The 21409-nt window shown below is 61.2% G+C and carries 28 protein-coding genes; 12 read left to right on the forward strand and 16 right to left on the reverse strand.

Translation table 11 applies throughout. The annotated features are described in order from the left end of the window. Nucleotides 1-5 precede the first annotated feature (5 nt). From KI797_RS01880 to KI797_RS01890, 3 genes are all read right to left on the reverse strand, one after another. Complete coding sequence (locus KI797_RS01880; protein ID WP_226171211.1) at nucleotides 6-380, reverse strand: hypothetical protein; 375 nt, start codon at nucleotides 378-380, stop codon at nucleotides 6-8. A 61-nt stretch (nucleotides 381-441) separates the two neighbouring features. After that, nucleotides 442-693: a hypothetical protein gene (locus KI797_RS01885; protein ID WP_005330471.1), complete on the reverse strand. Its 252-nt coding sequence runs from the start codon at nucleotides 691-693 to the stop codon at nucleotides 442-444. A 387-nt stretch (nucleotides 694-1080) separates the two neighbouring features. Beyond that, nucleotides 1081-1986, reverse strand: coding sequence for a LysR family transcriptional regulator (locus KI797_RS01890; RefSeq protein ID WP_226171214.1), 906 nt, complete (start codon nucleotides 1984-1986; stop codon nucleotides 1081-1083). 116 nt (nucleotides 1987-2102) lie between these two features. Here KI797_RS01890 and KI797_RS01895 point away from each other — a divergent pair, with 116 nt between their 5' ends. From KI797_RS01895 to KI797_RS01910, 4 genes are read left to right on the forward strand one after another with little or no spacing between them, the layout of a single operon-like run. Next, the gene (locus KI797_RS01895; RefSeq protein WP_041206470.1) at nucleotides 2103-2522 is read left to right on the forward strand and encodes an ester cyclase; all 420 of its coding nucleotides are present in this window, start codon (nucleotides 2103-2105) and stop codon (nucleotides 2520-2522) included. Nucleotides 2523-2525: 3 nt separating this feature from the next. After that, the gene (locus KI797_RS01900) at nucleotides 2526-3569 is read left to right on the forward strand and encodes an SDR family oxidoreductase (protein ID WP_182786714.1); all 1044 of its coding nucleotides are present in this window, start codon (nucleotides 2526-2528) and stop codon (nucleotides 3567-3569) included. Between the two features lie 4 nt (nucleotides 3570-3573). Beyond that, nucleotides 3574-3924, forward strand: coding sequence for a hypothetical protein (locus KI797_RS01905; protein ID WP_226171216.1), 351 nt, complete (start codon nucleotides 3574-3576; stop codon nucleotides 3922-3924). Between the two features lie 60 nt (nucleotides 3925-3984). Further along, the gene (locus KI797_RS01910; RefSeq protein WP_005342491.1) at nucleotides 3985-4935 is read left to right on the forward strand and encodes an IS1595-like element ISKpn3 family transposase; all 951 of its coding nucleotides are present in this window, start codon (nucleotides 3985-3987) and stop codon (nucleotides 4933-4935) included. Nucleotides 4936-5439: 504 nt separating this feature from the next. Here KI797_RS01910 and atcC read toward each other — a convergent pair. Genes atcC through atcJ form a run of 4 tightly spaced genes read right to left on the reverse strand, consistent with a single transcriptional unit; the run spans nucleotide 5440 to nucleotide 7952 of the window. After that, nucleotides 5440-6342, reverse strand: a complete 903-nt coding sequence (gene atcC, locus KI797_RS01915; RefSeq protein WP_226171219.1) for a cold adaptation protein AtcC — start codon at nucleotides 6340-6342, stop codon at nucleotides 5440-5442. A 10-nt stretch (nucleotides 6343-6352) separates the two neighbouring features. Next, the gene (gene atcB / locus KI797_RS01920) at nucleotides 6353-7117 is read right to left on the reverse strand and encodes a cold adaptation protein AtcB (RefSeq protein WP_171272741.1); all 765 of its coding nucleotides are present in this window, start codon (nucleotides 7115-7117) and stop codon (nucleotides 6353-6355) included. Nucleotides 7118-7129: 12 nt separating this feature from the next. Next, entirely contained in the window at nucleotides 7130-7660 is a 531-nt protein-coding gene (gene atcA / locus KI797_RS01925; protein ID WP_226171221.1) for a cold adaptation protein AtcA, read from the reverse strand. Between the two features lie 7 nt (nucleotides 7661-7667). Continuing rightward, the gene (atcJ, locus tag KI797_RS01930) at nucleotides 7668-7952 is read right to left on the reverse strand and encodes a cold adaptation protein ActJcold adaptation protein ActJ (protein ID WP_025325592.1); all 285 of its coding nucleotides are present in this window, start codon (nucleotides 7950-7952) and stop codon (nucleotides 7668-7670) included. 361 nt (nucleotides 7953-8313) lie between these two features. Between atcJ and KI797_RS01935 the strand changes: the two genes are divergently transcribed. Continuing rightward, entirely contained in the window at nucleotides 8314-8733 is a 420-nt protein-coding gene (locus tag KI797_RS01935; protein ID WP_042649992.1) for an EF-hand domain-containing protein, read from the forward strand. A gap of 85 nt (nucleotides 8734-8818) precedes the next feature. Here KI797_RS01935 and KI797_RS01940 read toward each other — a convergent pair whose 3' ends face one another. From KI797_RS01940 to KI797_RS01960, 4 genes are read right to left on the reverse strand one after another with little or no spacing between them, the layout of a single operon-like run. Further along, a complete protein-coding gene (locus KI797_RS01940) occupies nucleotides 8819-9346 on the reverse strand; it encodes a protein disulfide oxidoreductase (protein WP_226171222.1) in 528 nt (175 codons plus the stop codon). 3 nt (nucleotides 9347-9349) lie between these two features. Next, nucleotides 9350-10081 (reverse strand): DsbA family protein, encoded by a 732-nt coding sequence (locus KI797_RS01945; RefSeq protein ID WP_226171223.1) that lies wholly within the window; start codon nucleotides 10079-10081, stop codon nucleotides 9350-9352. Then, nucleotides 10078-12120, reverse strand: a complete 2043-nt coding sequence (locus KI797_RS01950) for a protein-disulfide reductase DsbD family protein (RefSeq protein ID WP_161506875.1) — start codon at nucleotides 12118-12120, stop codon at nucleotides 10078-10080. Before KI797_RS01950 ends, KI797_RS01945 begins: the two co-directional genes overlap by 4 nt. A 50-nt stretch (nucleotides 12121-12170) precedes the next feature. Beyond that, a complete protein-coding gene (locus tag KI797_RS01960; RefSeq protein ID WP_139751114.1) occupies nucleotides 12171-12548 on the reverse strand; it encodes a hypothetical protein in 378 nt (125 codons plus the stop codon). A 176-nt stretch (nucleotides 12549-12724) separates the two neighbouring features. Between KI797_RS01960 and KI797_RS01965 the strand changes: the two genes are divergently transcribed. From KI797_RS01965 to pspG, 4 genes are all read left to right on the forward strand, one after another. Beyond that, nucleotides 12725-13453, forward strand: a complete 729-nt coding sequence (locus tag KI797_RS01965) for a 1-acylglycerol-3-phosphate O-acyltransferase (protein ID WP_226171224.1) — start codon at nucleotides 12725-12727, stop codon at nucleotides 13451-13453. A gap of 207 nt (nucleotides 13454-13660) precedes the next feature. Next, entirely contained in the window at nucleotides 13661-14323 is a 663-nt protein-coding gene (pspA, locus tag KI797_RS01970) for a phage shock protein PspA (protein WP_161506876.1), read from the forward strand. Between the two features lie 2 nt (nucleotides 14324-14325). Then, entirely contained in the window at nucleotides 14326-14532 is a 207-nt protein-coding gene (locus KI797_RS01975; protein ID WP_161506877.1) for a PspC domain-containing protein, read from the forward strand. Between the two features lie 49 nt (nucleotides 14533-14581). Beyond that, nucleotides 14582-14800: an envelope stress response protein PspG gene (gene pspG, locus KI797_RS01980; protein ID WP_005331057.1), complete on the forward strand. Its 219-nt coding sequence runs from the start codon at nucleotides 14582-14584 to the stop codon at nucleotides 14798-14800. Nucleotides 14801-14870: 70 nt separating this feature from the next. Here pspG and KI797_RS01985 read toward each other — a convergent pair whose 3' ends face one another. After that, nucleotides 14871-15215 carry a GIY-YIG nuclease family protein gene (locus tag KI797_RS01985; RefSeq protein ID WP_171275366.1) on the reverse strand — a complete coding sequence of 115 codons (345 nt, stop codon included), beginning with the start codon at nucleotides 15213-15215 and terminating at the stop codon, nucleotides 14871-14873. Beyond that, the gene (gene rarD, locus KI797_RS01990) at nucleotides 15212-16105 is read right to left on the reverse strand and encodes an EamA family transporter RarD (RefSeq protein ID WP_226171225.1); all 894 of its coding nucleotides are present in this window, start codon (nucleotides 16103-16105) and stop codon (nucleotides 15212-15214) included. Before rarD ends, KI797_RS01985 begins: the two co-directional genes overlap by 4 nt. 102 nt (nucleotides 16106-16207) lie before the next feature. Here rarD and KI797_RS01995 point away from each other — a divergent pair, with 102 nt between their 5' ends. Continuing rightward, on the forward strand, nucleotides 16208-16789 hold the full coding sequence (locus KI797_RS01995; RefSeq protein ID WP_171277175.1) for a uracil-DNA glycosylase family protein: 582 nt from the start codon (nucleotides 16208-16210) through the stop codon (nucleotides 16787-16789). 1 nt (nucleotide 16790) lies between these two features. Here the strand turns inward: KI797_RS01995 and KI797_RS02000 are convergent, their stop codons facing one another. Further along, nucleotides 16791-17648 (reverse strand): DMT family transporter, encoded by an 858-nt coding sequence (locus tag KI797_RS02000; RefSeq protein WP_171275368.1) that lies wholly within the window; start codon nucleotides 17646-17648, stop codon nucleotides 16791-16793. 91 nt (nucleotides 17649-17739) lie between these two features. On the opposite strand from KI797_RS02000, the gene KI797_RS02005 reads away from it, so the two are divergent. Then, nucleotides 17740-18657 carry a LysR substrate-binding domain-containing protein gene (locus KI797_RS02005; RefSeq protein WP_042649979.1) on the forward strand — a complete coding sequence of 306 codons (918 nt, stop codon included), beginning with the start codon at nucleotides 17740-17742 and terminating at the stop codon, nucleotides 18655-18657. Between the two features lie 107 nt (nucleotides 18658-18764). On the opposite strand, the gene znuB is transcribed toward KI797_RS02005, so the two are convergent. Together znuB and znuC are read right to left on the reverse strand one after the other, a co-directional pair. Then, nucleotides 18765-19544 (reverse strand): zinc ABC transporter permease subunit ZnuB, encoded by a 780-nt coding sequence (gene znuB / locus KI797_RS02010; protein ID WP_005331063.1) that lies wholly within the window; start codon nucleotides 19542-19544, stop codon nucleotides 18765-18767. A 20-nt stretch (nucleotides 19545-19564) separates the two neighbouring features. After that, nucleotides 19565-20329 carry a zinc ABC transporter ATP-binding protein ZnuC gene (znuC, locus tag KI797_RS02015; RefSeq protein WP_171275369.1) on the reverse strand — a complete coding sequence of 255 codons (765 nt, stop codon included), beginning with the start codon at nucleotides 20327-20329 and terminating at the stop codon, nucleotides 19565-19567. Nucleotides 20330-20423: 94 nt separating this feature from the next. Between znuC and znuA the strand changes: the two genes are divergently transcribed. Next, nucleotides 20424-21347, forward strand: coding sequence for a zinc ABC transporter substrate-binding protein ZnuA (gene znuA / locus KI797_RS02020; RefSeq protein ID WP_171275370.1), 924 nt, complete (start codon nucleotides 20424-20426; stop codon nucleotides 21345-21347). The last annotated feature ends 62 nt before the right edge of the window (nucleotides 21348-21409 follow it).

The raw sequence follows: 21409 nt of genomic DNA on the forward strand, positions 1-21409 counted from the left end.
ACCCCTCAGTTATTGAAATTCCAGGCGATGGGCAACTCGATATCGAACGTCAACTGATCCCCTTCGAGGCAAAAGGGCAGGTCGATCTGGTGCTGATCATATTTGTCGACGATAAGGCAACCCTCGAAGAAGTTGGACTCGTAGCCGAGCTGGGCCCGCCCCAGGATACCACTCTGGTCAAGTTCGATGCCCAGCACCCGCGGCGGGTGCTCCTGGCTCAGGTGGACACCGGGGTTCCCCTCATCCACCAGCCGCTCCAGCAGGGGGAAGAAGTCCCGCTTGTGGGCCTCTATGGTCAGGGTGATGGCCTGCGCCAGCTCGGCCTGGTTGGCGAAGGGGCCACCGAGTCGGTATTGGGTCTGGATCCTTTCCTGAGTCATGGTCTGCTCCTTGGCCCCTTCGTCGGAGGGCCGTCTATGGGTGATCAAGGCGTATGCGAAATCAGGCGGGGATGCGGCCGTTGCGCACCAGGGCCCGGCGGATGTTCTTGCACATCTTGCCGAAGCGCTGGATCTCGTCGAAGCTGGGCGGGATGCCGCGATCGATCTGGTATTGCCAGTAGGAGAGGTCGGTGTCCACCAGCTCCATCAGCTTCTTGGGGCAGCCGATGCAGGTGTTGTCCGGTCCACATTTGAAGGTATCCGGCTGATAGAGCGGGAATTCTTGCTTCACGGCGTCGATGATCTGCTGCATCGCGGTGATCCTGTCCGGCTTTCTGCCCATGGCTCTTCCCCTGCGGTCGTATAGGGGAGTCATTATATCCCTGACAAAATGTGCGCCAATGACGCTTAGGAGGTAGTCCGGCTGCGCCTACTGCCAGGCAGATGGCCCAACGCCCGGCAAGCCGGGCGTTGGGGGACTATGGTGTGAGCGGTGAAAATGCGCCCTAGAAGTCGTGGTAGAGCGGCCAGCCGGGCAATGTGTTCGAGTACGGCGGGAGCCAGGAGTTAGTCATCAGCATTGATAATGGTCATAGGCTTCGCCCGTGTTGATTTTGTTTGGCGATAAACGAGATCACAAACGAAGTGTTTCTATATCTATTTCAATTGGTTGAATCTGAAGATCCTGTATATGACGCACTCATTTCGGCGCGTCTTCCAAGAGGTGATCGTCGACACTCTTCATGGACAGGGCTTCAATGAGAACCTTCTCCAGGATGACAAAAAAACATTTGATGTGAGCCTGTTTCAATACCTGCGGCCGGGTCACCAGATAGACCTCCATATCTGGAAGCTGGAGTTCCGGGAACAATTCGATCAGATCCTTCGCCAGAATACGGGGCAGCACCGCCACCCCCATACCTCGCCTCACCGATTCGAGTTGAACCGAAAACGAGTTCACGCTGATCGGCGTGTGGTCCAGACCTGCGGCCTTTGCCGCACGCATTTGAGGCAACATGTCCAGCGGAGGAAGCAGGCCAATATTGACCGCAGTGGCTGGCGTCAGCCCCGGAAACCGCTTCAGATAAGCCTCATCGGCGAAGACACCGTAAGCGAGCCTGTCTATGAAGCGATAAATAAGCGAAGGTTCGCTCAGATGAGTCGTGCGTACAGCAATGTCTGTGGCGCCGCGGACGATCTTGTGAAAATCGGCTGTGACCAGCAACTCCACCGAGCATCGCGGATGCAGAGTGGTGAAGCGACTCGCGGCCTCCAGCACGCAAGACGAGAACCCCTCTCCTGCGCTGACCACGATATTGCCAGATAGCTCTGTGTGCGGATCAGATATGCCCGTAACGGTTTGACGTCTCAAGCCTGCTTCTGCAGCCAGGGCAACGTCCACGAGGGATTGGCCTCGTGGGGTCAACCTGCATCCTTCAACTCCCAGCTCGACGAGTGGCTCGCCCAGTGCGCCTTCAAGCTGAGTCAGCCGTCGCGCCACAGTAGAGGCTGCGATCCCCAGCAATTGGCCAGCCTGAAGAAAGCTGCCACGTCGCGAGACTGCCAACAACAGGCGAAGATCATCCCAGTTTGCTTGCAAAGCCATGCTCCATATCTTGCCTGAACTGCAAATTTGCAAAGCCATTATGCAGTAGTCGCTGTTTTTAGATAGCGGCGTCAACGGTATATCTACACTCCCTCGAAAAGAATGGAATGGACTGTATGACAACTGGTTCCAATGGCTATGCGGCACGCGCCGCCAGCGCCTTTAATCGCCGAGACCTGGAGGCGATGCTTGCACTGGTTTCCGAAGACGTTGGCTACTTCGATGGCATAGGGATACAAACAGGTCGTGAGGCCATGCACAAGCGAGAGCTTGCGCTACTCGAAGCATTCCCCGATGCCAAAGTGATCTTGAGCCCATTTGTTGTCACTGACGATCGTTTGGCACTGATCGTCTTCCTGACCGGCACCTTCACGGCACCATTAGTGCTGTCAGACCGGGTGATTCCACCTCATGGGCGCCACATTACCTTGTATTACGCCGCACACCTCACCTTCAGAGACGGCTTGGTCATACGTGAAGAAGTTTTCTTCGACCGTGTGGTATTGATGCCGTTAGCCGATCAGAGTGAGGGGTAATGCATGCATAACACATTTGTCACTGGCGCGACCGGCTTGCTGGGCAACAACCTGGTGCGTGAACTGGTCGCTCGTGGTCACGCAGTCAAAGCCCTGGTTCGTTCAAGAGCCAAAGGTGAACAACAGTTCAAGGATCTGCCGGGGGTGGAACTGGTGGTGGGCGACATGGCTGATGTCGATGCGTTCGCTGCGTCGCTACAAGGCTGTGATACGGTGTTCCACACTGCAGCGTACTTTCGCGACAGCTACAAGGGCGGCAGTCACTGGGAGGAGCTCGACAAGATTAATGTGTCCGGTACACGAAACCTGCTTGGCCAGGCCTACAGCGCTGGTATAAGACGGTTTATCCATACGTCTTCCATTGCCGTGCTCGACGGCGCACCCGGCACGTCAATTGATGAAAACTGTCTGCGGGCCGACGCTGACGCGGATGACTATTACCGCAGCAAGATCCTCGCCGACCGTGTCGTCCTGTCGTTCCTGGAAACCCATCCCGAGATGCATGCCTGCATGGTCCTGCCTGGCTGGATGTGGGGTCCTGCCGACATTGGCCCGACCTCCTCGGGACAGTTGGTCAACGATGTCGTACGCGGCAAATTGCCCGGACTTATCCCCGGTAGCTTCTCCGTTGTCGATGCTCGCGATGTGGCATTGGCGCTGATCGCTGCAGCCAGGTATGGGCGCCGGGGTGAGCGCTATCTCGCGGCTGGCCGGCATATGACAATGCGTGAGCTGATACCTGTTCTTGGGCGTATCGCTGGCGTCAAGACACCCGTTCGACAACTGCCGCTGCCCTTTTTATACGCCTTGGCGGCGGTGCAGGAGGTCTACGCGCGTATTACTGGCAAGCCCATTCTGCTGAGCATGGCTACGTTGCGCCTGTTGATACGAGAAAAGGACCGCACCTGTTTCAATCACGGCAAGAGTGAGCGAGAGCTTGATCTGCGTTTCCGGGCGTTGGAGCAAACCATCACCGACACAGTGGTGTGGTACCGTGATCATGGTTGGTTTGGAACACATCAGGACAAGGGCGTAAACGGACAGTGAGACAGTGAACAGAAAAATAATCCTGATACGTCACGGCCAGCCCAAGCTGGCCGCAACCGACAAAATGTCAGCGCTCGAGATGAAAGATTGGATCGAGCAGTACGACAGCTCCGACATTACCAAGCACCCCGTCCCGGAAGCCAGCAAGCAACTCGCCGCCACCGCCAAGGTGATAGTCTCGAGCAACCTGCCTCGTGCGCTGACCTCAGTTCAGGCTCTCGGCCTGAAGCCCGCCCTCGTCGACGGGCTATTTCGTGAAGCGCCACTGCCTTATGGCCACTGGAGACTGCCACGGCTATCGCCGTTTGTCTGGGCGTTTATCCTGAGAATCTTATGGTTGCCTGATTACCCATGATTAGCAGTCAGTTACCACGAACTATACTGATCTTACGTACAGTTATCGAGGTGCGAGATCATGGCCAAAAGCAAAATCCAATTCCAGAAAGGCTACAGCCTGTTTGAGTTTCTCAAGGACTATGGCACTGAGGCTCAGTGCGAAAACGCGCTGTTCACTTGGCGCTTTCCTAACGGCTTTGTCTGCCCTGAATGTGCCAACAAGACCTGTTGTCGCCTGAGAAGGCGGCCACGTGTGTGGCAATGCAATCACTGCCGTCACCAGATGTCATTGACTGGAAACACGATTTTCGCAAACACCAAGCTCCCACTGACCAAGTGGTTTCTGGCAATGCACCTGTTGTCACAAACCAAAACAGGCTTGTCAGCGATGGAGCTAAAGCGCCAGTTGGGCGTCAAATATGACACCGCCTGGATGCTCAAGCACAAGCTGCTGCAAGCCATGAAAGAGTCCGATGACAAGCAGCCCATCAGCGGCATCATTCAGCTCGATGATGTCTACTGGGGTGGCGAGCGCCGTGGTGGCAAACGGGGTCGGGGCGCGGCAGGCAAGACGCCGTTTGTGGCAGCAGTGGCCCTGAACAAGGAAGGACATCCAATCAAGATGCGGATGACGGTGGTCGATGGTTTCAAAACCAAGTCCGTTGCTGATTGGGCAAAACGGCATATTGCCAGTGGTAGCGCGGTGATATCCGATGGATTGGCCTGTTTCAAAGCGGTCAAGGAGGCCAATTGTGAGCACCTGGGTGTTGTCACCGGGGGCAACCTGGACTGGCTGGATCATCCGGCATTCAACTGGGTAAACACGATGATAGGAAATGTGAAAAACTCGCTGCGGGGCAGTTGCCATACGCTCGGAGCGAAGCATTTACCAAGGCATCTTGCGGAATACTGCTTCCGGTTTAATCATCGTTTTGACCTCAAGAGCATGTTGGTTGAATTGGGGCATGCAGTCGTGGCAAGCCCTCCGATGCCATATCGGCTCTTGAAGCTGGCTGAGGGTCATGGGTAATCAGGTATGGTTGTGGGGTTACTCACATGGAGTCGAATCTGTCGGCACTGCGAAGAGGCGCGCCAGCACTGCTGCTCAACGACTTCAATCCCTTGCCAGCGAAGGACCGGTGCTGCTGCTCGGTCATGGCTTTATGAATCGAATGATCGCCAGACAACTGGAGGCAGATGGATGGACTCGCCAAACAGGTAACGGCAGCCAATATTGGAGTGCGACTGTGTATCAAAATGACAGTATTTAAGAGGTGAGCGCTTCTGTTATACAGAGATCGGCGATCCCCCTTCGAAATTGACTGGGCCGATACGGGTATGGTTGCAATGACCTGCGAGCGTTCCCGAGAGAAGCGCTCGACGCCTCACAATTGGGTTGGTTGTACGTTAGTGCTTATATAGGGGCGTGTTCTATTGGCAGTGCTTGTTCGGCGGCGCCTACTGCCAGGCAGATAGCACAACGCCCGGCAAGCCGGGCGTTGTGGGACTATGGTGTGGGCGGTGAAAATGCGCCCTAGAAGTCGTGGTAGAGCGGCCAGCCGAGCAGGGGGTGCCTGAGGCCGGCGCGCATCTCGATGTTGTCGAGCTTCTCCGGCGAGGCGTTGTCCCGTTGCAGTTGCTGATACTGGCGCACAAACCCCAGGGTGTGCAGCAGGTTGGGCACGAAGCCCGGGCTCAGCTCCTGGCGCAGGGCGGCGGCCATGTCGGCGGGCAGTTCGGCGAGCATCAGGACAAGCTGGGCGGCGAGATAGTCGGTATCGTACCAGGCCTCATCGAGTTCAATCTCCCGCGCCAGCTTGCGCTTGAGATCCTGCTTCACCTTCAAGGGCGCGGCGCCGCTGCCCTTGCCGCAGAGGATGCGGTAGAGCAGGGCCTCGGCCAGCTTGTCCTCCATGGTGGGGTGATCGCTCTCGCTGGCGAAGAAGTGCTGATCGATGAGCCCCATCAGGCGGCTCTTGTTGTGCTCGGCCAGCGCCTTCTCGTACTCCTGCCACCCTTGCCACTCCTCGATGTCGGGGGGGCTCGAGATCTTGTCCAGCAGCCTGGCATCCACGTCGCCATAGAGGCTGTTGCCCGTCTGCCTGGGGCTGACGGAGATCAGCATGGACCAGCCCTTCTGGAACGGTTTGATGGGCCCTTCCGGTGCCTGCAGCAGGGCCAGCGCCTTGGCCGGATCCCGCGCCGAGAGCTCCTGCAACCCCAGGCTCACCACGCCGATGACGTCGTGGGCGGCCTGTTCCAGCAGGTGCATCTTGTACTTGTTGTAGTACTTGTCGGCGAACTTCAGGCTCATCAGCACCGCCTTGCCCTTGATGGCGGCAAGCTGCTGGTCGCTCAGGCGTTCGTTGTCGCGGCCAAAACGCAGTACCTGGGTGAGGAAGGGGCCTTCGTTGGCCTCGCGGATGACTAGTTGCATAGGGCTCTCCTCAATCCAGGAAGCTGAACATGTCGTCCACTTCGTCGTACTCGTCGCTGACCTGGTTCTTCTCCTTGGCCTGCATCACCAGCTCGTTGGCGAACTTGTTGATGATGCCGTCCCAGGTGGCGTTCTCGCTGCGCAGCAGCGACTTGATCGCTTTCTCCACCTCGGGAGCCTGCTCGCGAATGAGCATCAAGAGGCTTCTCGGGTCATCCAGCGGGTAGTCGTGGGCATCTTCGCTCTGCTGGCGCTCGCTGTAGGCGAGGGACTCCTCGAGATCTTCCTCTTCGGCGTGCAGGGCGTCGCGATAGCCCTCTTCATCCTCGTAGCGATCGCCGCGATAGAACTCGATGAAGGGGATGGCGAGGTAGAAGAGCCCGGCGGGATCGTCGGCGATGCACTCCAGGATCTCGCGCTGCTTGGCCTCGCTGTCCTGGGTGCGGATCAGGTAGTTGAGGAAGTCGAAGGTGTGCTGCTGCAGCTCTTCGGCATTGTTCTTGATGGCCTCTTCCCAGTAGAGCGGCTGCTGGCAGACGATGTCGCGGATCCGCTCCGGGGTCATCAGCTCGGAGATGATGGACGGGAAGGAGATGTCGTGCTGGCCGTTGATCTGGGTCAGGGTGACGATATCAATGTTTTCAATCACTTCGGCCAACTGCTCGTCGGACATGGTCTTGGCGATCAGCTCGAACTTCTCGCTCGCCTGTTTCGGTTCGACCACGGCCAGCTCTTTGATCTCGATGGCGGTAATTTCTATCAGACTATTGCTCATGCCTTGCCCCAATTAGAAACGTACTTCGTCGTACATGTCCTGATCGTCTTCCTCACCCTCGCCGCCATGATAGTCGGCGTCGGCATCTTCCCCGTCTTCCTCTTCTTCGTCCCGCAACTCGTAGTCGTCATCGACACGGCGGCCACCGCGGGGCAGAGGATTGTCCAGCAGATAGAGCACGGCGCAGGCTTCGATCAGCTGATCTTCGCTCTGGGCCCGCACCGCCTTGACCAGCGGCAGATCGGCGTTGTTGAACGCCACCGATACCTTGAACGCGTCCCATGAGGGTTGTACGCCGTCGGCGAGCCACCTGGCCCACTCCGGTTTCGCCTTGGGCGGGAACTGTACCCGGCCATAGAGGGCGAGCGGCAGGTATTCGGGCATGAACTCCAGCATGCTGATATCGGCCAGCAGCAGGGCCTTCATCTTGCCGGTGAACTGCTCGAGCGCCTTGGGCTGATCCTGATCCCGGTAGGATTCGATGTTCTCGCCCGCGTCACTCATCAGCGCTTTGATGCGCGCCTGGTCCCATTTTTTTTGCATAGCGCCCTCAGGGGTAGAATTGGTCCCACATCTCCTGCATGGCAGCAGCGGGATCGGTCACGATGACGTTGTTGAAATCCTTGATGAAAGCGGCTCTCGCCTTGGGATCGGAAAGCACCTCGTAGGCCTTCTTCACCTGATGCAGCTTGATGGCTGCCTGCTCTTTCTCTTCTTCGCTCGCCCCGTGCAACTTGTCGGGGTGGTACTGGTTCGAGAGCCGTCGATAGGCTTTCTTGATGTCGTTTTCGCTGGCGTTGGACTTGACGCCCAGCACCCGAAAGTAGTTGTTCATGGCAGATCCTGCATCACTGGCATCATCAGAGTCACAATGCTGGCGCCTGATGGGGCTTGGGGGAACCAGGCACGGTAAAAACCCGTCATTTTAACGGAAACTACCGGCCACCGCCATGAATAGGACACGAGATGACGGCAGCCCGGGACGGGCACGGATCCCGCTCGTCACAGAGCGGCTTGTCAGCCCTGCAGACATGGAGGGCCCGGCATGGGGACTACACTGACAGAGGGTATCCGTGACGGGCGACAGTGTACTCATGCTGGAACCACATCGTCGGGCGTGCATGTGACAAGGATCCTGCCCTGGGGATAGGCATCAGGACCCGGCAAGGCCGGGGCCATCACAAGGAATAGACATCATGTTCAAACGTTATCTTCTGCCTCTGGTACTGCTGGGCGGTGTCGCCATCGCCGCCGATGAGAGTCTCGATGAGCCGCTGGTGATGCTCAAGGGGGATATCACCAAGGCCCAGTTCATGGAAAGAGCCGAGCAGCGCTTCGCCCGGCAAGACAGCAACGGTGATGGCACCCTGTCGGTTGCCGAGAAAGAGGCCGCCATGGCCAAGATGCAAGAGGCGATGAAGCAATCGGGCAAGGCCATGCCGGGCAAGATGGGCAACATGAGGCCGATGCAGGATACGACCAAGGCGCAGTTCATGGAACGCCATGAGACCCTCTTCACCCGTCTGGACAAGAACGGTGACGGCGTGATCGACGAGGCCGAACGGGCAAACGTCAAGGCCCGGCTCGGCCAGGGGATGATGTCCCCGGCGCAATAGGTCTGAGCCTTAAGTGCAGGGAACCACCTTCAAGATGAAAAAAGAGCCCGGTAGTCATACCGGGCTCTGCTCATTGTGATGGGGCTCAAGCCAGCCAGCTGGCCCACAGCAGCCGTAGCTGCAAGCCCCAGCGACTGCTCCAGCCCGTGGTGCTGCTCACCACCTTGCCGTCCTTGAGGATGAGGAAGCTGGGGGTGACGTTTACCTGCCAGCGGGCGGCGAGCGTCCCCTGCTCATCGTTGTGGGTCGGGAAGCTGAGCCCCTTTCTGGCCATGCCCTGTCGCAGTCTGGTGTTGTCACCGGAGCGCAGCGCCACCGTCAGCACGTTCTCGCCGTCTTGCCAGAGCTGCTCCACTGCCGGGGTCGTGAAGCGGCAGACGGCGCACCAGCTGGCCCAGTAGTAGATCAGCAGCGGCCGCTCCCGGCTCATGGCCTGCAGGTCGGCCCGGGTGCCATCTTGCAGGGTCAGCACTGGCAGCGGGCTGCCCTCCGGCAGCGCCGGGCTGCGCCACAGATCCAGCACGGTCGAGAGGATCAGGGCAAACAGCAGCAGCCAGAGCGCCTCCTTGCCCCAGCGTCGCCAGCGGGGTTTGGGGGTTGCCGTCTCGGTCATTCGTTACCCCAGTTTCGCCAGTTCAGTTTTCACGAGCTGTTCGAGCTGCTCGTAGGGGAGGGCGCCCGGCACCAGCTGATTGCCGATCAGGGTCGCCGGTGTGCCCTGCACCCCCAAGAGGGTGCCGATACGCAGACTATTGCGCAGCTCCTCTGTGGCCTTGCCCTCGGGTTTGAGCGCCACATTGCCGGTGGCCGCCAGCGCCTTGTTGATGTCCGCCTCGGTCAGCATGCCTTGCTTGCTCATCAGCTTGTCGTGCAGAGCGAGGAAGCGGGCCGGATCCTGCTGCCACAGGGTCAGGCTGTACTGGGCCGCCTTGGCGGAGGTCTGCCCCTTGAACGGCAGCAGCTTGATCACCAGCCCCAGATCGTTCGGGTAGGCCTTGAGCAGCTTGGCCACCGCAGGATCGAACTGCTTGCAGTAGGGGCAGTTGTAGTCGGTGAAGAGCACCAGGGTCAGCTTGGGGTTCTTGGCCCCCAGGCGCGGGCTGGTGGCGCTGTTGAACAGCACGTCCTGGTTGCCCTTGATGAAGTCGCCGAGCTGGGCCGCCTGATCCGCGGCGTTCTGTTTCTCCCAGGATTCGGCCGCCTCATCCAGGATCTTCGGGTTCTGGACCAGGGTCTCGCGGATGAGCTCCTTGATGCGGGCCTCCTGCTCCGGGGTGAAGGGGGCGGAGTGCAGGGCCGGGGTCAACAAGGTGCCCAGCAGGGTCAGGGCGAGCAGGGTCGGTTTCATTTGGTTTCTCCTTGAGAGGGGGCAATACCGGCTTGTGCCAGGGTGGCAAGCAGGGTCGATCGGTCCAGCAGGGGGGAGAGGATCTCGCCATCCGTCAGGCCGGGCCCGTAGATCTGGTTGAAGGGAATGGCCACGCTGCCGCGCTGGCGCAGGAAGCTGGCGATGGTGTTGGAGGGGCGGCTCCAGTCCCCGCGCAGGGCCACCACATCGGGGGCGCTCAGGGCCTGTTGCACATCATCTCGCAGTAGTACGTTGAATTTGTTGGCCTTGCAGGTGATGCACCAGTCGGCGGTCACATCGACGAAGACTCGCTTGTTCTGAGCCAGTGCCAGCGCGATGGCCTGCTCCGAGAGCGGCTGCCAGTCGACCCTGTCCTGCTGGGGTTTGCCGTCCAGGGTGAAGGCGCCACCGAGCAGCATGGCCCCGCCCAGCAGGCAACTCAGTGCCAGCCCCAAAGTCAGCGTGCGTATGCCATGGCGCCACACCACGGCCAGCAGCAGGGCGATCAGCATCAGCGCCATCAGGATCAGCATCCAGAAGGGGCCGACGTGGTTGCCGAGCAGGCTGAGCAGCCAGAGGCTGGAGCCCAGCATCATCAGGCCCAGCAGGGTGCGCAGGCGTCCCATCCAGCGGCCCGGCTTCGGCAGCCAGAGCGCCAGGCGGGGGATGGCGGCGATCAGCAGCCAGGGCAGGCTCATGCCCACACCGAGCGCAGTAAAGATGAGCCAGAGCTGACCGAGCGGCGCCCCGAGCGCAAAGGCGACCGCAGTGCCGAGGAAGGGCGCTGAGCAGGGGGTGGCCAGCAGGGTGGCAAAGCAGCCCTGCAGGAAGTGACCTCCCAGCCCCTGGCCGCCGCTGGTGGCCAGGCGGGTATTGAGGTTGCTCGGCAGCCGCAGCTCGAACAGCCCCAGCAGGTTGGCGCAGAACAGCGCCGTCACCACCACCATGAAGCCGATAAACCAGACGCTCTGGAACTGTATGCCCCAGCCGACCACTCCCTGGGTGGCGCGCAGCAGGGTGCTCATCAGCGCCAGCGCCCAGAAGGAGACCAGGATGCCGGCACTGGCCGCCAGGAATTGCAGGCGCACCGGACGGCGTTCCCGGTTCTCGAGCTGCAGCACGGATCCCAGCTTGAGGGCCAGTACCGGCAGCACGCAGGGCATCAGGTTGAGGATGAGGCCCCCCAGCAGCGCGGCTCCCAGCAACCAGAGCAGCGACTGGCCGCCGCTCGGCAGGGTCAGGGGGTCACCTATGCTGACCTCGCTCTGCCAGGCCTGCTCGCCGCTCGCCAGCACCAACCCGAGCCGCTGATGACGGATATCGGGGGCATCCCCCTGCCAGCCATCGCTGACCGGAATGCGGGCGATCAGGGTGTTGCCCTGGACCTCCAGGCTGGGCTCGCCAAATTCGGCCCCCTCCAGGCGTTGGAGGAAAATCTGGGGATCCTGCCAGCCCTGGGGGTTGTCGGCGGTCAGTTGCAACTGGTTCTGCCGGTAGCCCGCCTTGAGGGTCACCGTGTCCGGCATGGCCTGTGGCAGGGTGCTCATCGCCTTCGCATAGGCAAGGTCGAACCCGTCAGGGGCAGCGCCGTCCAGCGCCAGGGTGAAGGGGTAGTCGGTCAGGATGCAGACGTTGCTGCAAGTCGAGAGGCGCAGGGTACCCGTCAGCGCCTCGCCGCCGCTGCGGGTGAGGCTGATGGGAAGGCTGACGTCCCCCTGGTAGCCCTGGGTCGAGATGCCGCTGACGTCGAACCGTCTGGGCACTGGCCAGTGCCACTGCGCCGCCGGCTCGGGCTTATCCCAGAGGATCTCGGGGGCTATGCCGCCTTCCCCCGGGTTCTGCCAATAGGTTTTCCAGCCGGATTCAAGCTGCAGGCTGAGCAGCACCCGTGGGGCGGCGGGATCCCGGGTGTCAGCTTGCAGCCGCACCTTGGCGTGATCGTTCTGGGGGCTGGTGAGCCAGCTGGTGTCGCTGGCCAACCCAAAGGATTGCCACAGCAGACCGCTCAGCAACAGGGCGGTCTTGATGATGTTTGACATGTGTTTGTCTCTTGAAAATGAAAGTCAGGGTGGAGAAAACCGCCGCAGACTCATTCCCGCCAGACGCAGAGGGTGAGGTGCAGTCGCCGTTCGGGGGGCGAGATATTGATGGGAGGGGGAAGCGCAGGGGCGCGGCGCGACAGGGGCGCCAGCAGGGCAATCACGAAGGCAATGGCAAAGAAGATCTGCTCGGCGCAGAGCAGGTTGGCGGCACTGAGCCACTTGCCGTTGAGCTGGCAACTGCTGGGCTGGGGCGTCGCGGTTTGCCCCTCGTCGGCATCGGCGCTGGGCGAGGGGAGGGGAAGAGCCTGGCAACTCAGGGCCTGGTCAAGCTGTGCCAATCTGGCCAGCGGCTGGGCCGCACAGTTGAGCACCAGAATGCAGACCAGCAGCAGGAGTCTTGTCGCCACGCGTTGTCGCAAAATCATGCTCGTCCTACCCTGTTGAATGGGGCATATCCTATCGATCAATGGTGGCGTGAGCAAGCCAGCGGGATTCGATGAGAGCACGTGCTCCATTGGGGGTGGTCGGTTCTGTCTGGCGAACGCTTGTTCGCTAAAAGGGGGACCAGTATACTGCGCCGAGTCAAATTCCGAGGTGTTCGATGCTCAAACTTGCCCGTGTGCTGCTGCTTACCCTGCTGCTCATCTTCTGGTTCGTGTTTGGTCTGTTGCTCTGTCTGGTGCGTCCGCGCCACCCCAACAACGTCTATGTTTTCGCCCGCATGTACCATGCCGTCTGCCCGCTCATCGGGCTCAAGGTCCGGGTCACCATTCCGGACGAGGTCAAGTCGGTGGGGCCTGCCGTCTATGTCTGCAATCACCAGAGCAATTTCGACATCTTCACCGTGACCGGTGCCGTGCGCCCCGGCGTGGTGGCGGTGGGCAAGAAGAGCCTGCTGTGGCTGCCTTTCTTTGGTCTCATCTTCTGGCTCTCCGGCAACGTGTTGATCGACAGATCCAACCGCTCCCGCGCCATCGGCACCATAGGCCAGGTGGTGGATCGCATCAAACACCACGGCACCTCCATCTGGATGTTCCCGGAAGGGACCCGCTCCCAGGGCCGTGGTCTGCTGCCATTCAAGGCCGGCGCCTTCCACACCGCCGTCCAGGCCGAAGTGCCCGTGGTGCCCATCGTCTGCTCCAGCTACTTCGGTCAGGTTGACCTGAACCGCTGGGATAACGGCGAGGTGCTGCTGGAGATGCTGCCCCCTCTGTGCAGCAAGGTGCACGGCGCCGCTGGCATCCGCGATCTGTCGGATACCTGCCGGGCCAGGATGGAAGCCAAGCTGGCGGAGCTGGATGGCAAGCTGGGCCATCGCCCGGCCGCCTGAGGTTGAACCCAACTGCATGAAGGGAGCCGCTGGCTCCCTTTTTTATTGGTTAAAATCACCACGCTGTTGGCAATTTTCACCAACTCATGGCCTTGAGATGGCAATGCCAAGTCTCCATCTATCTGTAAAACAACAATAAATTATCTTGGCACGGCTCTTGTAATGCCATGGGAAGAGAGTGACATCCCATGAACAAGGAGCCAGACCATGAGCGTATTCAGCCGCCTGACCGACGTGATCAATGCCAACCTGCACAGCCTGCTCGACAAGAGTGAAGAGCCGGAGAAGATGCTGCGTCTGATGATCGAAGAGATGGAGCAGGTGCAGATCGAGATGAGAACCCAGGCCGCCCGCGTCATTGCCGAACAGAAACAGCTGGAGCGCCATCAGCAGGCGCTGCGCCACCAGATCCAGGAGTGGTCTGCCAAGGCCGAGCTCGCCATCCAGAAGGGACGGGAGGATCTGGCCCGTGCCGCCCTCACGGAGAAGCTGGCCGAGGTCAAGAAGTGCGATCAACTGGAGCAGGACAAGGCCCGGGTGGCCGAGGTGCTGGCCCAGCTCACCGCCGACAGCGAGCGGCTGGCGACCAAGCTGACCGAGGCCCGCGAGAAGCAGAAGATGCTGACCCTGCGCGAACAGACAGCCCACAGCCGGATCCGTGCCCGCGCCCAGGTGGACAACCAGCGCATGCATGAGTTGATGGCCCGCTTCGACGGCTTTCAGGGTCGGGTCGATCAGCTGGAAGCCCAGCTGGAGGCAGCCACTCTGGGGCAGAATCCCTCCCTGGAGGCCCAGTTCCGCGAGCTGGAGTTGAACGACGAGATTGAGTGCGAGCTGGCCCGCCTGAAAAGCCGGAAGGCGGAGGCATAACCATGACGCCCTGGCCGAAGGATCTTGCCCATCGCAAGCTGACCGGGGTCTGTGCTGGCATCGCCAACGGGCTGGGGCTCTCCAGGGTGACGGTGCGGGTTGCAGCCCTGATGGCGCTGATCCTGATGCCGCCCCTGGCCCTGGCCCTTTATCTGCTGGCGGTGCTGGTCATGCCCCCCCGTCGTGAATTGAAACGCTGGCTGGACTGATCCCCCGGATCAGACCCGCTGGCCACTGCAAGCCTGTGAGGAGCACAACATGCTGGAATTTATCGTCTTGATGCTGGTGCTGGTGACCATGGCGCTGACCGGTTTTACCGTGCTGGCCATGCTGCTGGTGAGCGGGGTCTTCGTGCTGTTTGGCGCCCTGGCCGGCATGTTTGCCCTCATCATCAAGCTGGCGCCCTGGCTGCTGCTGGTGCTGGCGGTGTGCTGGTTGCTCAGCAACAGGCGAAAGCAGTCGAACACCTACCGTTAAGCCTCCCTGCTATCGAATCCTTCCTTGGCCGCTGCTCCCAGCGGCCTTTTTTATGGTGGAAGCGACTGGTTCAGGGGGACGGATCGATGGGGGCCGTATCGGCGCTCAGCCAGGGTTGGCTCCAGTCGTGCCAGAGTCCGGGGTCGAGCACCAGGCGCTCCTTGAATGCCTTGCTCTGCTGCTTGAGGCGATACTCGAGGCGCAGCGCCTCGCCCTTGTCCACCACCCCCTGGCGCCACACCAGGGTCAGCGGCCCCTTGCCACGCAGCGCTCGGGCACCCTTGCCGCTCTGGTGCTGGCGCAGTCGCCGCTCGGGATCCGTGCTGATCCCCGCATAGAGCGAGCCCGCGCCGGTACGCACCAGATAGATAAACCAGTTAGTTGCAGGCTTATCGGCACAGACGTCCGTCATCATGACTCTTTCCACAGGACCCGGCCGCGCCTGAGCCGATGCAGGGGCAGCAGGCTCACCAGCAGGCCGGCCCAGACGAAGGCGAAGCCCACCGACTTCACCGGATCCGGGATCTCCCCAAACCAGAAGATGGCGAGCAGGAAGGCGAGGCTCGGCTCTATGTATTGCAGCAGCCCCACCGTGCTCATGCGGGTACGTGCCACTGCGTAACAGAACAGACCTACCGGCAACAGGGTCGCGGGGGCGCTGCCCATCAGCAGCAGCTTGTCGCTCCAGTCCCCGGCCATGAACTGGCTCGTGCCGTGCAGGCCTAGCCAACCGAGGATCAGCAGGGCGACGGGAAGTTGAACCAGGGACTCGAGATAGAGGCTGATACCTGCATCGTGGCGCACCTTCTTCTTGATGAGACCGTAGAAGGCGAAGCTGGCCCCCATGATGAGGGAGAACCAGGGTAGCTCGCCGTAGGAGAACAGCATGTAGGCCAGCCCCGCCAGGGCCAGAGCGACCGCCAGATGTTTCTGGGGGGTGAGCCTCTCCTTGAGGAAGAGCACGGCGAAGGCGATGTTGAACAGCGGCGTCATGAAGAAGGCGAGGCTGGTGGCCAGCACCTGGCCCGTGGTCAGGCACCAGGTGAACATGCACCAGCTGATGGACATGATGGGGCCCGCCAGCAGGATGAGGCCGAGCTGGCGGGGCTCGCTGTGCAGGCGTGCCCAGGGTACCCGTACCCCGAGCAGCAGGAAGAGGCCGCCCAGCAGGACAACAGACCAGAGCACCCGGTGGGAGAGCAGCTCCCACATGTTGATCTCGGGCATGAACTGGTAATAGAGGGGCAGCATGCCCCAGAGCACGAAGGAGAGGGCCGCACTACCGGGGCCCAGCCAGTTCTTCATCGCTTTCCGTTTATTAAATTAAACAAATGTGGCCGCATGATAAGTATCTGCCGCCGGTTCCACAAGCGGGATCCTGCCGGAAAGTCTGTTACCATCGGTACCATGAACCGACTCGATATCCTGTTTGAACAGATCCGGGCCTGCCGCCTGTGCGAGGCCCACCTGCCGCTCGGGCCCAGGCCGGTGATCCGCGGCAGCGAGCGCGCTCGCCTGCTGATCATCGGGCAGGCGCCCGGTACCCGTGTCCATGCCAGCGGCATCCCCTGGGATGATCCCTCCGGCGATCGGCTGCGCCACTGGCTCGGGGTGGACAAGGCCACCTTCTACGACGAGTCCCGCATCGCCATCATGCCGATGGGGCTCTGCTACCCCGGCAAGGGCAGGTCGGGGGATCTGCCGCCGCGCCCAGAATGTGCGCCCACCTGGCACGACAAGGTGTTGATGCTGTTGCCCAACATAGAGCTGACCCTGCTTATCGGCCAGTACGCCCAGCACTACTACCTGCGTGATGCGGGCAAGGACTCGCTCACCGAGACGGTACGCAACTGGGCTGACTATGGCCCGTCCTGGTTGCCGTTGCCGCATCCGTCCCCGCGCAACACCTTCTGGCTCAAGAAGAATCCCTGGTTCGAGCAGGAGGTGATCCCTCATCTGCAGCAGAGGGTTGCCCCCTTGCTGCTTTGATTCAGACTGCCGGCTCTGCCAGCGGTTTTGACTTGCCGCGCGCCATGGCGACCAGCGGCAGTATGATGCACAGGCACCCCAGCAGCAGTGGCAGACCGGGCTGCTCGTCGAACAGCCAGACCCCGATGGCGACCGCCATCAAGAGGCCGGTGTACTCCGCCGAGGCGATCTTGCTCGCCTCCGCCTTGCGATAGGCCACCACGCACAAGCCCGCATAGACCATGATCAGTGCAGAGGAGCCGAAGGCGGGCCACCACATCTGCCATTGCCAATACCCCCCTTCCCACCACGCCAGCGCCAGAATGAAGGGCATGCTCAGCACGTTGGTGAAGAACAGGGTCTGGGCGATGGGCTGCTTGAGCGGGATCCGCTTGATCAGCAGGTTGTTGACCGCCATGGAGAGCGCCACCCCGAGCGCCGCCAGGGCGGCCCAGTTCACCTCGGTCGGGCGCAACACGATCAGCACACCGATGAAACCGAGCATGGCCGTCAGCACCTTCTGGCGCGACAGTGCCTCCCCTGCCAGCCACACCGCCAGCGGCACCATCAGCAGGGGGGCCGCATAGAAGAGGGCGTTGGCGGTGGCCAGTGGCAAGCGGGTGAGGGCGACCACCATCAGGCAGACACCGACCGCCCAGATATGGGCCCGCAACAGGTGCCACTTGATGGCTACCGGCGGGTTGCGCCGCCAGGACCAGAGCAGCCAGGGCGCCAGCAGGAGGGCGGCGGAGAGCTGGCGGAAGAAGACGAACTGGAACACCGGCTGGCTCGGCTCCAGCACCTTGACCAGCGCATCGGAGAAGACCGCCACCATGTTGCCCAGCACCAGATAGAGGATGCCTATTCCGACTGCGTTCATACCACCTCCAGATTCAGATGAGGTGAGGGTAGCCCGCGCCTAGTTATCCAGTAAAATGATAAAAAGTCACCATGCATGAGAATTTTGGATAATGAAGCTGCCCCCCCTGCGTGCCGTTCAATACTTCGAGGCGGTTGCCCGCCTGCTCAGCTTCTCCCGCGCGGCCCTGGAGCTGAATGTCAGCCAGAGCGCGGTCAGCCACCAGATCCGCCTGCTGGAGGACTTTCTGGGGGAGCGGCTGCTGTTGCGCCAGGGTCGGCTGTTGTCGCTGACGCCTCAGGGGGAGATTTATTTCGAGGGGATCTCCGCCGGGCTCGGCCAGATCGCCCAGAGCAGCGAGCAGTTGCGCGGCGGCGGCGAGATGCGGGTGCGGCTCGCGGTCTACAGCTCGTTTGCGGTGAAGTGGCTGATCCCCAGGCTGGCCGGGCTGCGCCAGCTCTACCCAGAACTGGATCTGAGTCTGGAGATGGTGGCGGAGGACCCCGAACTCTCCGATCGGGTGGCGGATGGTTTCATCACCGTCTCCCCCGAGGGGCCCGGCTACCTGCACGATCTGCTTTACCGGGAGCGGCTGATGCCGGTGTGCAGCCGGCGCCTGTGGCAACAGGTGGAGGGAGAGTGGCCCGCGGCCTTGTGGCAACTACCGCTGCTCTCCATCCAGGCGATTTACAAGGAGAAGGGGGAGGACTGGCGGCGCTGGGCCGAGGTGGGCGGGCTGACCATCCCCCCCGAGGCGAGGATGCACCATTTCAGCCACATCCTGCTGGCGCTGGAGGCCGCCAGCTGGGATCAGGGGGTGGCGCTCATCAACGACTACATGTTGCAGCCGGAGGATCCCGGTCTGGTACGATTGCCGCTGCACGCCCTCGAAACCGGCGACAACTTCTATTTCGTTTGCAAACGCTCGCGCGCCCATGAACCCGCCATCAGCCGGCTGCGACAGTGGCTCTGGCAGGAGGCGCAGGCGAGCCTGCGTCCCGGGGAGAGCGAGCCCCTCAGACGTGTTTGACCTGGCTCGGGATAAAGAGGCTGGTGGTACAGACCTGGATCAAGGTGCCGTACTTGGGAGTCTCCTGATAACGTTGGAGAGCCCACCGTTATCAGGAGCTTTGGTGTTTAAGCTCGTTTGAACTGGCTCAGGATGAAGAGGCTGGTGGCGCAGACCACCACCGAAGGGCCTGCCGGTGTGTCCTGGTACCAGGAGAGGGTCAGCCCACCCAGCACCGCCAGACAACCGATCAAGGCGGCAAAGCCGGCCATCTGCTCTGGCGTCTGGCTGAAGCGCCGGGCGGTGGCGGCGGGGATGATCAGCAAGGATGTGATGATGAGCGCCCCGACGAACTTCATCGCTACCGCTATCACCAGGCCAATCAACAGCATCAGCACGCAGCGCAGCACGTCGACCCGCACCCCTTCCACCCGCGCCAGCTCCTCCGAGATGGTCATGGAGAGCAGGGGATCCCACAGCCGCCACAGGGTGAGCAGCACCAGGGCTCCGCCGCCGTAAATCCAGAGCAGATCCATGGGCTGTACCGAGAGCAGGTCGCCGAACAGGTAGGCCATCAGATCCACCCGCACGTTGTCCATGAAGCTCAAGGTGACCAGGCCCAGCGACAGGGCGCTATGGGCCAGGATGCCGAGCAGGGTATCGGTCGCCACCTGCTGGTTGCGGCTCATGATCACCAGCAGCATGGCCATGGCGAGGCAGCAGACCACCACCGCCAGGGTGAGATCCACCTGCAGCAAAATACCCAGCGCGATGCCGAACAGGCAGGCATGGGAGAGAGTGTCGCCGAAGTAGGCCATCTTGCGCCACACCACGAAGCTGCCGAGGGGCCCGGCCAGCAGGGCGATGCCGAGGCCGGCCGCGAGGGCATATAACAGAAAGCTGTCCACTTGAATGTCCTTAACTGCGCTTATGGATTGCGAGACGGCAGGCGGATGACGGGGGCCTGCGGCTCATGATGATGGTGTTCGCCGTCGCAGTGGTGATGGTGGGTATAGACCGCCAGCACCTCCCGCTCCGGCCGCCCGAACAGGCGGGCAAACTCGGGGTGACGGGCCACGCTTTCCGGCTCGCCGTGGCAGCAGACGTGGCGATTGAGGCAGATCACCTCGTGGGTGCTGGCCATCACCAGGTGCAGATCGTGGGAAACCATCAGCACGGCGCAGTTGAACTCGGCGGCGAGCTGGCTGATGAGGGCGTAGAGCTCGATCTGGCCCGTGATATCCACCCCCTGGACAGGCTCGTCCAGCACCAGCAGCTCGGGCTTGACCAGCAGGGCACGGGCCAGCAGCACCCGCTGCATCTCGCCGCCGGAGAGCTTCTGCATCCGGTTGTCCAAGAGCTCCTGGGCGCCGACCCGCTCCAGCGCTTCCTCGATGGAGAGGCGGCTGTTCTTGCCGAGCTGCAGGAAGCGGCGCACCGTCAGCGGCAACGTGGGATCCAGATAGAGGCGTTGCGGCACATAGCCGACCCGCAGATCGCGACGGCGAATGATCTTGCCGGAGTCCGGGTTGAGCAAACCCAGCACCAGCTTGCTCAGGGTGCTCTTGCCCGCCCCGTTGGGACCGACCAGGGTGGTGATTTTGCCTTTGTTCAGGGTAAAGGAGACCTTGTCGAGCACGGACCGTCCGTCAAATGACAGACAGACCTCTTTCAGCTCCACCAGTTGGGTCATGACAGCTCCGGGGTTTACAGCCTGTGAGAGTTATAATATAACAACAGTATTGGTTTGTTATATTATCACACACTCACTTCCTGACGAGATATCTATGCGAATTCTTACACTGATCACTGCCCTGCTGGCGGTGAGTCTGCCTGTCCGTGCCCTCGAGGTGCTGACCACCATCAAGCCCCTTGGTTTTATCGCGGCCGCCATCACCGATGGCGTGAGTGAGCCCAGGGTACTGCTGCCAACCGGCGCCTCTCCCCATGACTTCTCCCTGCGTCCTTCCGATATTCGCAGTATCAACGACGCCGATCTGGTGGTGTGGGTCGGCCCCGAACTTGAAGGTTTCATGACAAAGCCTCTTGCAAAGCACCCCCATGCGCTGACCCTGACTCAGGTGCCGGGCATGCCCCTGTTCAACTACGTGACTCAGGAGAGCCACAACGACCACGATCATGAACACGAGGCCCAAGCACACGGTGATCATGATGAAGGGCATGAGGGACATCACCATGAGGGGGTGGATCCCCACCTCTGGCTGGGTCCGACCCAGGCCAAGGTGATTGCCAAGGCGATCGCGACCGAGCTTGGCAAGCAGGATCCGGCCAATCAGGCCCGTTATGCCGCCAACCTCGCCGCATTCGATGCCAAGGTGGACGCCAGGGACGAGGTGATCGCCGGCCAGATGAAGGCGGTGAACCAGAAAGGCTATTTCGTGTTCCACGAGGCCTATGGTTACTGGGAGCGTCACTACGGCATGAGTTCCAAGGGACACTTCACTGTGAGCCCTGAGCGTCGTCCCGGCGCCAAGACGCTGGTAGAGATCCGCAAGGCGCTGGAAGAGAAGCAGGCACGCTGCATCTATGCCGAGCCGCAATTCTCGCCAGCGGTGATCGAGTCGGTTGCCCGTAACACCGGAGCCAAGGTGCTGTTGCTGGATGAAGTGGGCGAGGGAGTTCCGCTTGGTCCTTATTCTTATCTGCAATTCATGCAACAGCTGGCCGACGCCTTCGCTCAGTGCCGTTGAGTCACCCCCAGGCTTGCCCGATGGGGTAGCCGCGGCCAACTATACTGACCTCCAGCGTCTGA

This window comes from Aeromonas media, assembly GCF_020423125.1.
Lineage (GTDB): Bacteria > Pseudomonadota > Gammaproteobacteria > Enterobacterales > Aeromonadaceae > Aeromonas > Aeromonas media.

Bases quoted from the DNA above. Each gene is read 5' to 3' on its own strand.
- pspA (WP_161506876.1), top strand. From the start codon at position 13,661: ATGAGCGTATTCAGCCGCCTGACCGACGTGATCAATGCCAACCTGCAC.
- atcC (WP_226171219.1), bottom strand. From the start codon at position 6,342: ATGCAACTAGTCATCCGCGAGGCCAACGAAGGCCCCTTCCTCACCCAG.
- KI797_RS01985 (WP_171275366.1), bottom strand. From the start codon at position 15,215: ATGATGACGGACGTCTGTGCCGATAAGCCTGCAACTAACTGGTTTATC.
- KI797_RS02000 (WP_171275368.1), bottom strand. From the start codon at position 17,648: ATGAACGCAGTCGGAATAGGCATCCTCTATCTGGTGCTGGGCAACATG.
- KI797_RS01895 (WP_041206470.1), top strand. From the start codon at position 2,103: ATGACAACTGGTTCCAATGGCTATGCGGCACGCGCCGCCAGCGCCTTT.
- atcA (WP_226171221.1), bottom strand. From the start codon at position 7,660: ATGCAAAAAAAATGGGACCAGGCGCGCATCAAAGCGCTGATGAGTGAC.
- KI797_RS01900 (WP_182786714.1), top strand. From the start codon at position 2,526: ATGCATAACACATTTGTCACTGGCGCGACCGGCTTGCTGGGCAACAAC.
- atcB (WP_171272741.1), bottom strand. From the start codon at position 7,117: ATGAGCAATAGTCTGATAGAAATTACCGCCATCGAGATCAAAGAGCTG.
- atcJ (WP_025325592.1), bottom strand. From the start codon at position 7,952: ATGAACAACTACTTTCGGGTGCTGGGCGTCAAGTCCAACGCCAGCGAA.
- KI797_RS01960 (WP_139751114.1), bottom strand. From the start codon at position 12,548: ATGATTTTGCGACAACGCGTGGCGACAAGACTCCTGCTGCTGGTCTGC.
- KI797_RS01995 (WP_171277175.1), top strand. From the start codon at position 16,208: ATGAACCGACTCGATATCCTGTTTGAACAGATCCGGGCCTGCCGCCTG.
- KI797_RS02005 (WP_042649979.1), top strand. From the start codon at position 17,740: ATGAAGCTGCCCCCCCTGCGTGCCGTTCAATACTTCGAGGCGGTTGCC.
- KI797_RS01935 (WP_042649992.1), top strand. From the start codon at position 8,314: ATGTTCAAACGTTATCTTCTGCCTCTGGTACTGCTGGGCGGTGTCGCC.
- KI797_RS01890 (WP_226171214.1), bottom strand. From the start codon at position 1,986: ATGGCTTTGCAAGCAAACTGGGATGATCTTCGCCTGTTGTTGGCAGTC.
- KI797_RS01975 (WP_161506877.1), top strand. From the start codon at position 14,326: ATGACGCCCTGGCCGAAGGATCTTGCCCATCGCAAGCTGACCGGGGTC.
- znuA (WP_171275370.1), top strand. From the start codon at position 20,424: ATGCGAATTCTTACACTGATCACTGCCCTGCTGGCGGTGAGTCTGCCT.
- KI797_RS01910 (WP_005342491.1), top strand. From the start codon at position 3,985: ATGGCCAAAAGCAAAATCCAATTCCAGAAAGGCTACAGCCTGTTTGAG.
- znuC (WP_171275369.1), bottom strand. From the start codon at position 20,329: ATGACCCAACTGGTGGAGCTGAAAGAGGTCTGTCTGTCATTTGACGGA.
- KI797_RS01965 (WP_226171224.1), top strand. From the start codon at position 12,725: ATGCTCAAACTTGCCCGTGTGCTGCTGCTTACCCTGCTGCTCATCTTC.
- KI797_RS01950 (WP_161506875.1), bottom strand. From the start codon at position 12,120: ATGTCAAACATCATCAAGACCGCCCTGTTGCTGAGCGGTCTGCTGTGG.
- KI797_RS01880 (WP_226171211.1), bottom strand. From the start codon at position 380: ATGACTCAGGAAAGGATCCAGACCCAATACCGACTCGGTGGCCCCTTC.
- rarD (WP_226171225.1), bottom strand. From the start codon at position 16,105: ATGAAGAACTGGCTGGGCCCCGGTAGTGCGGCCCTCTCCTTCGTGCTC.
- KI797_RS01940 (WP_226171222.1), bottom strand. From the start codon at position 9,346: ATGACCGAGACGGCAACCCCCAAACCCCGCTGGCGACGCTGGGGCAAG.
- pspG (WP_005331057.1), top strand. From the start codon at position 14,582: ATGCTGGAATTTATCGTCTTGATGCTGGTGCTGGTGACCATGGCGCTG.
- KI797_RS01885 (WP_005330471.1), bottom strand. From the start codon at position 693: ATGCAGCAGATCATCGACGCCGTGAAGCAAGAATTCCCGCTCTATCAG.
- KI797_RS01945 (WP_226171223.1), bottom strand. From the start codon at position 10,081: ATGAAACCGACCCTGCTCGCCCTGACCCTGCTGGGCACCTTGTTGACC.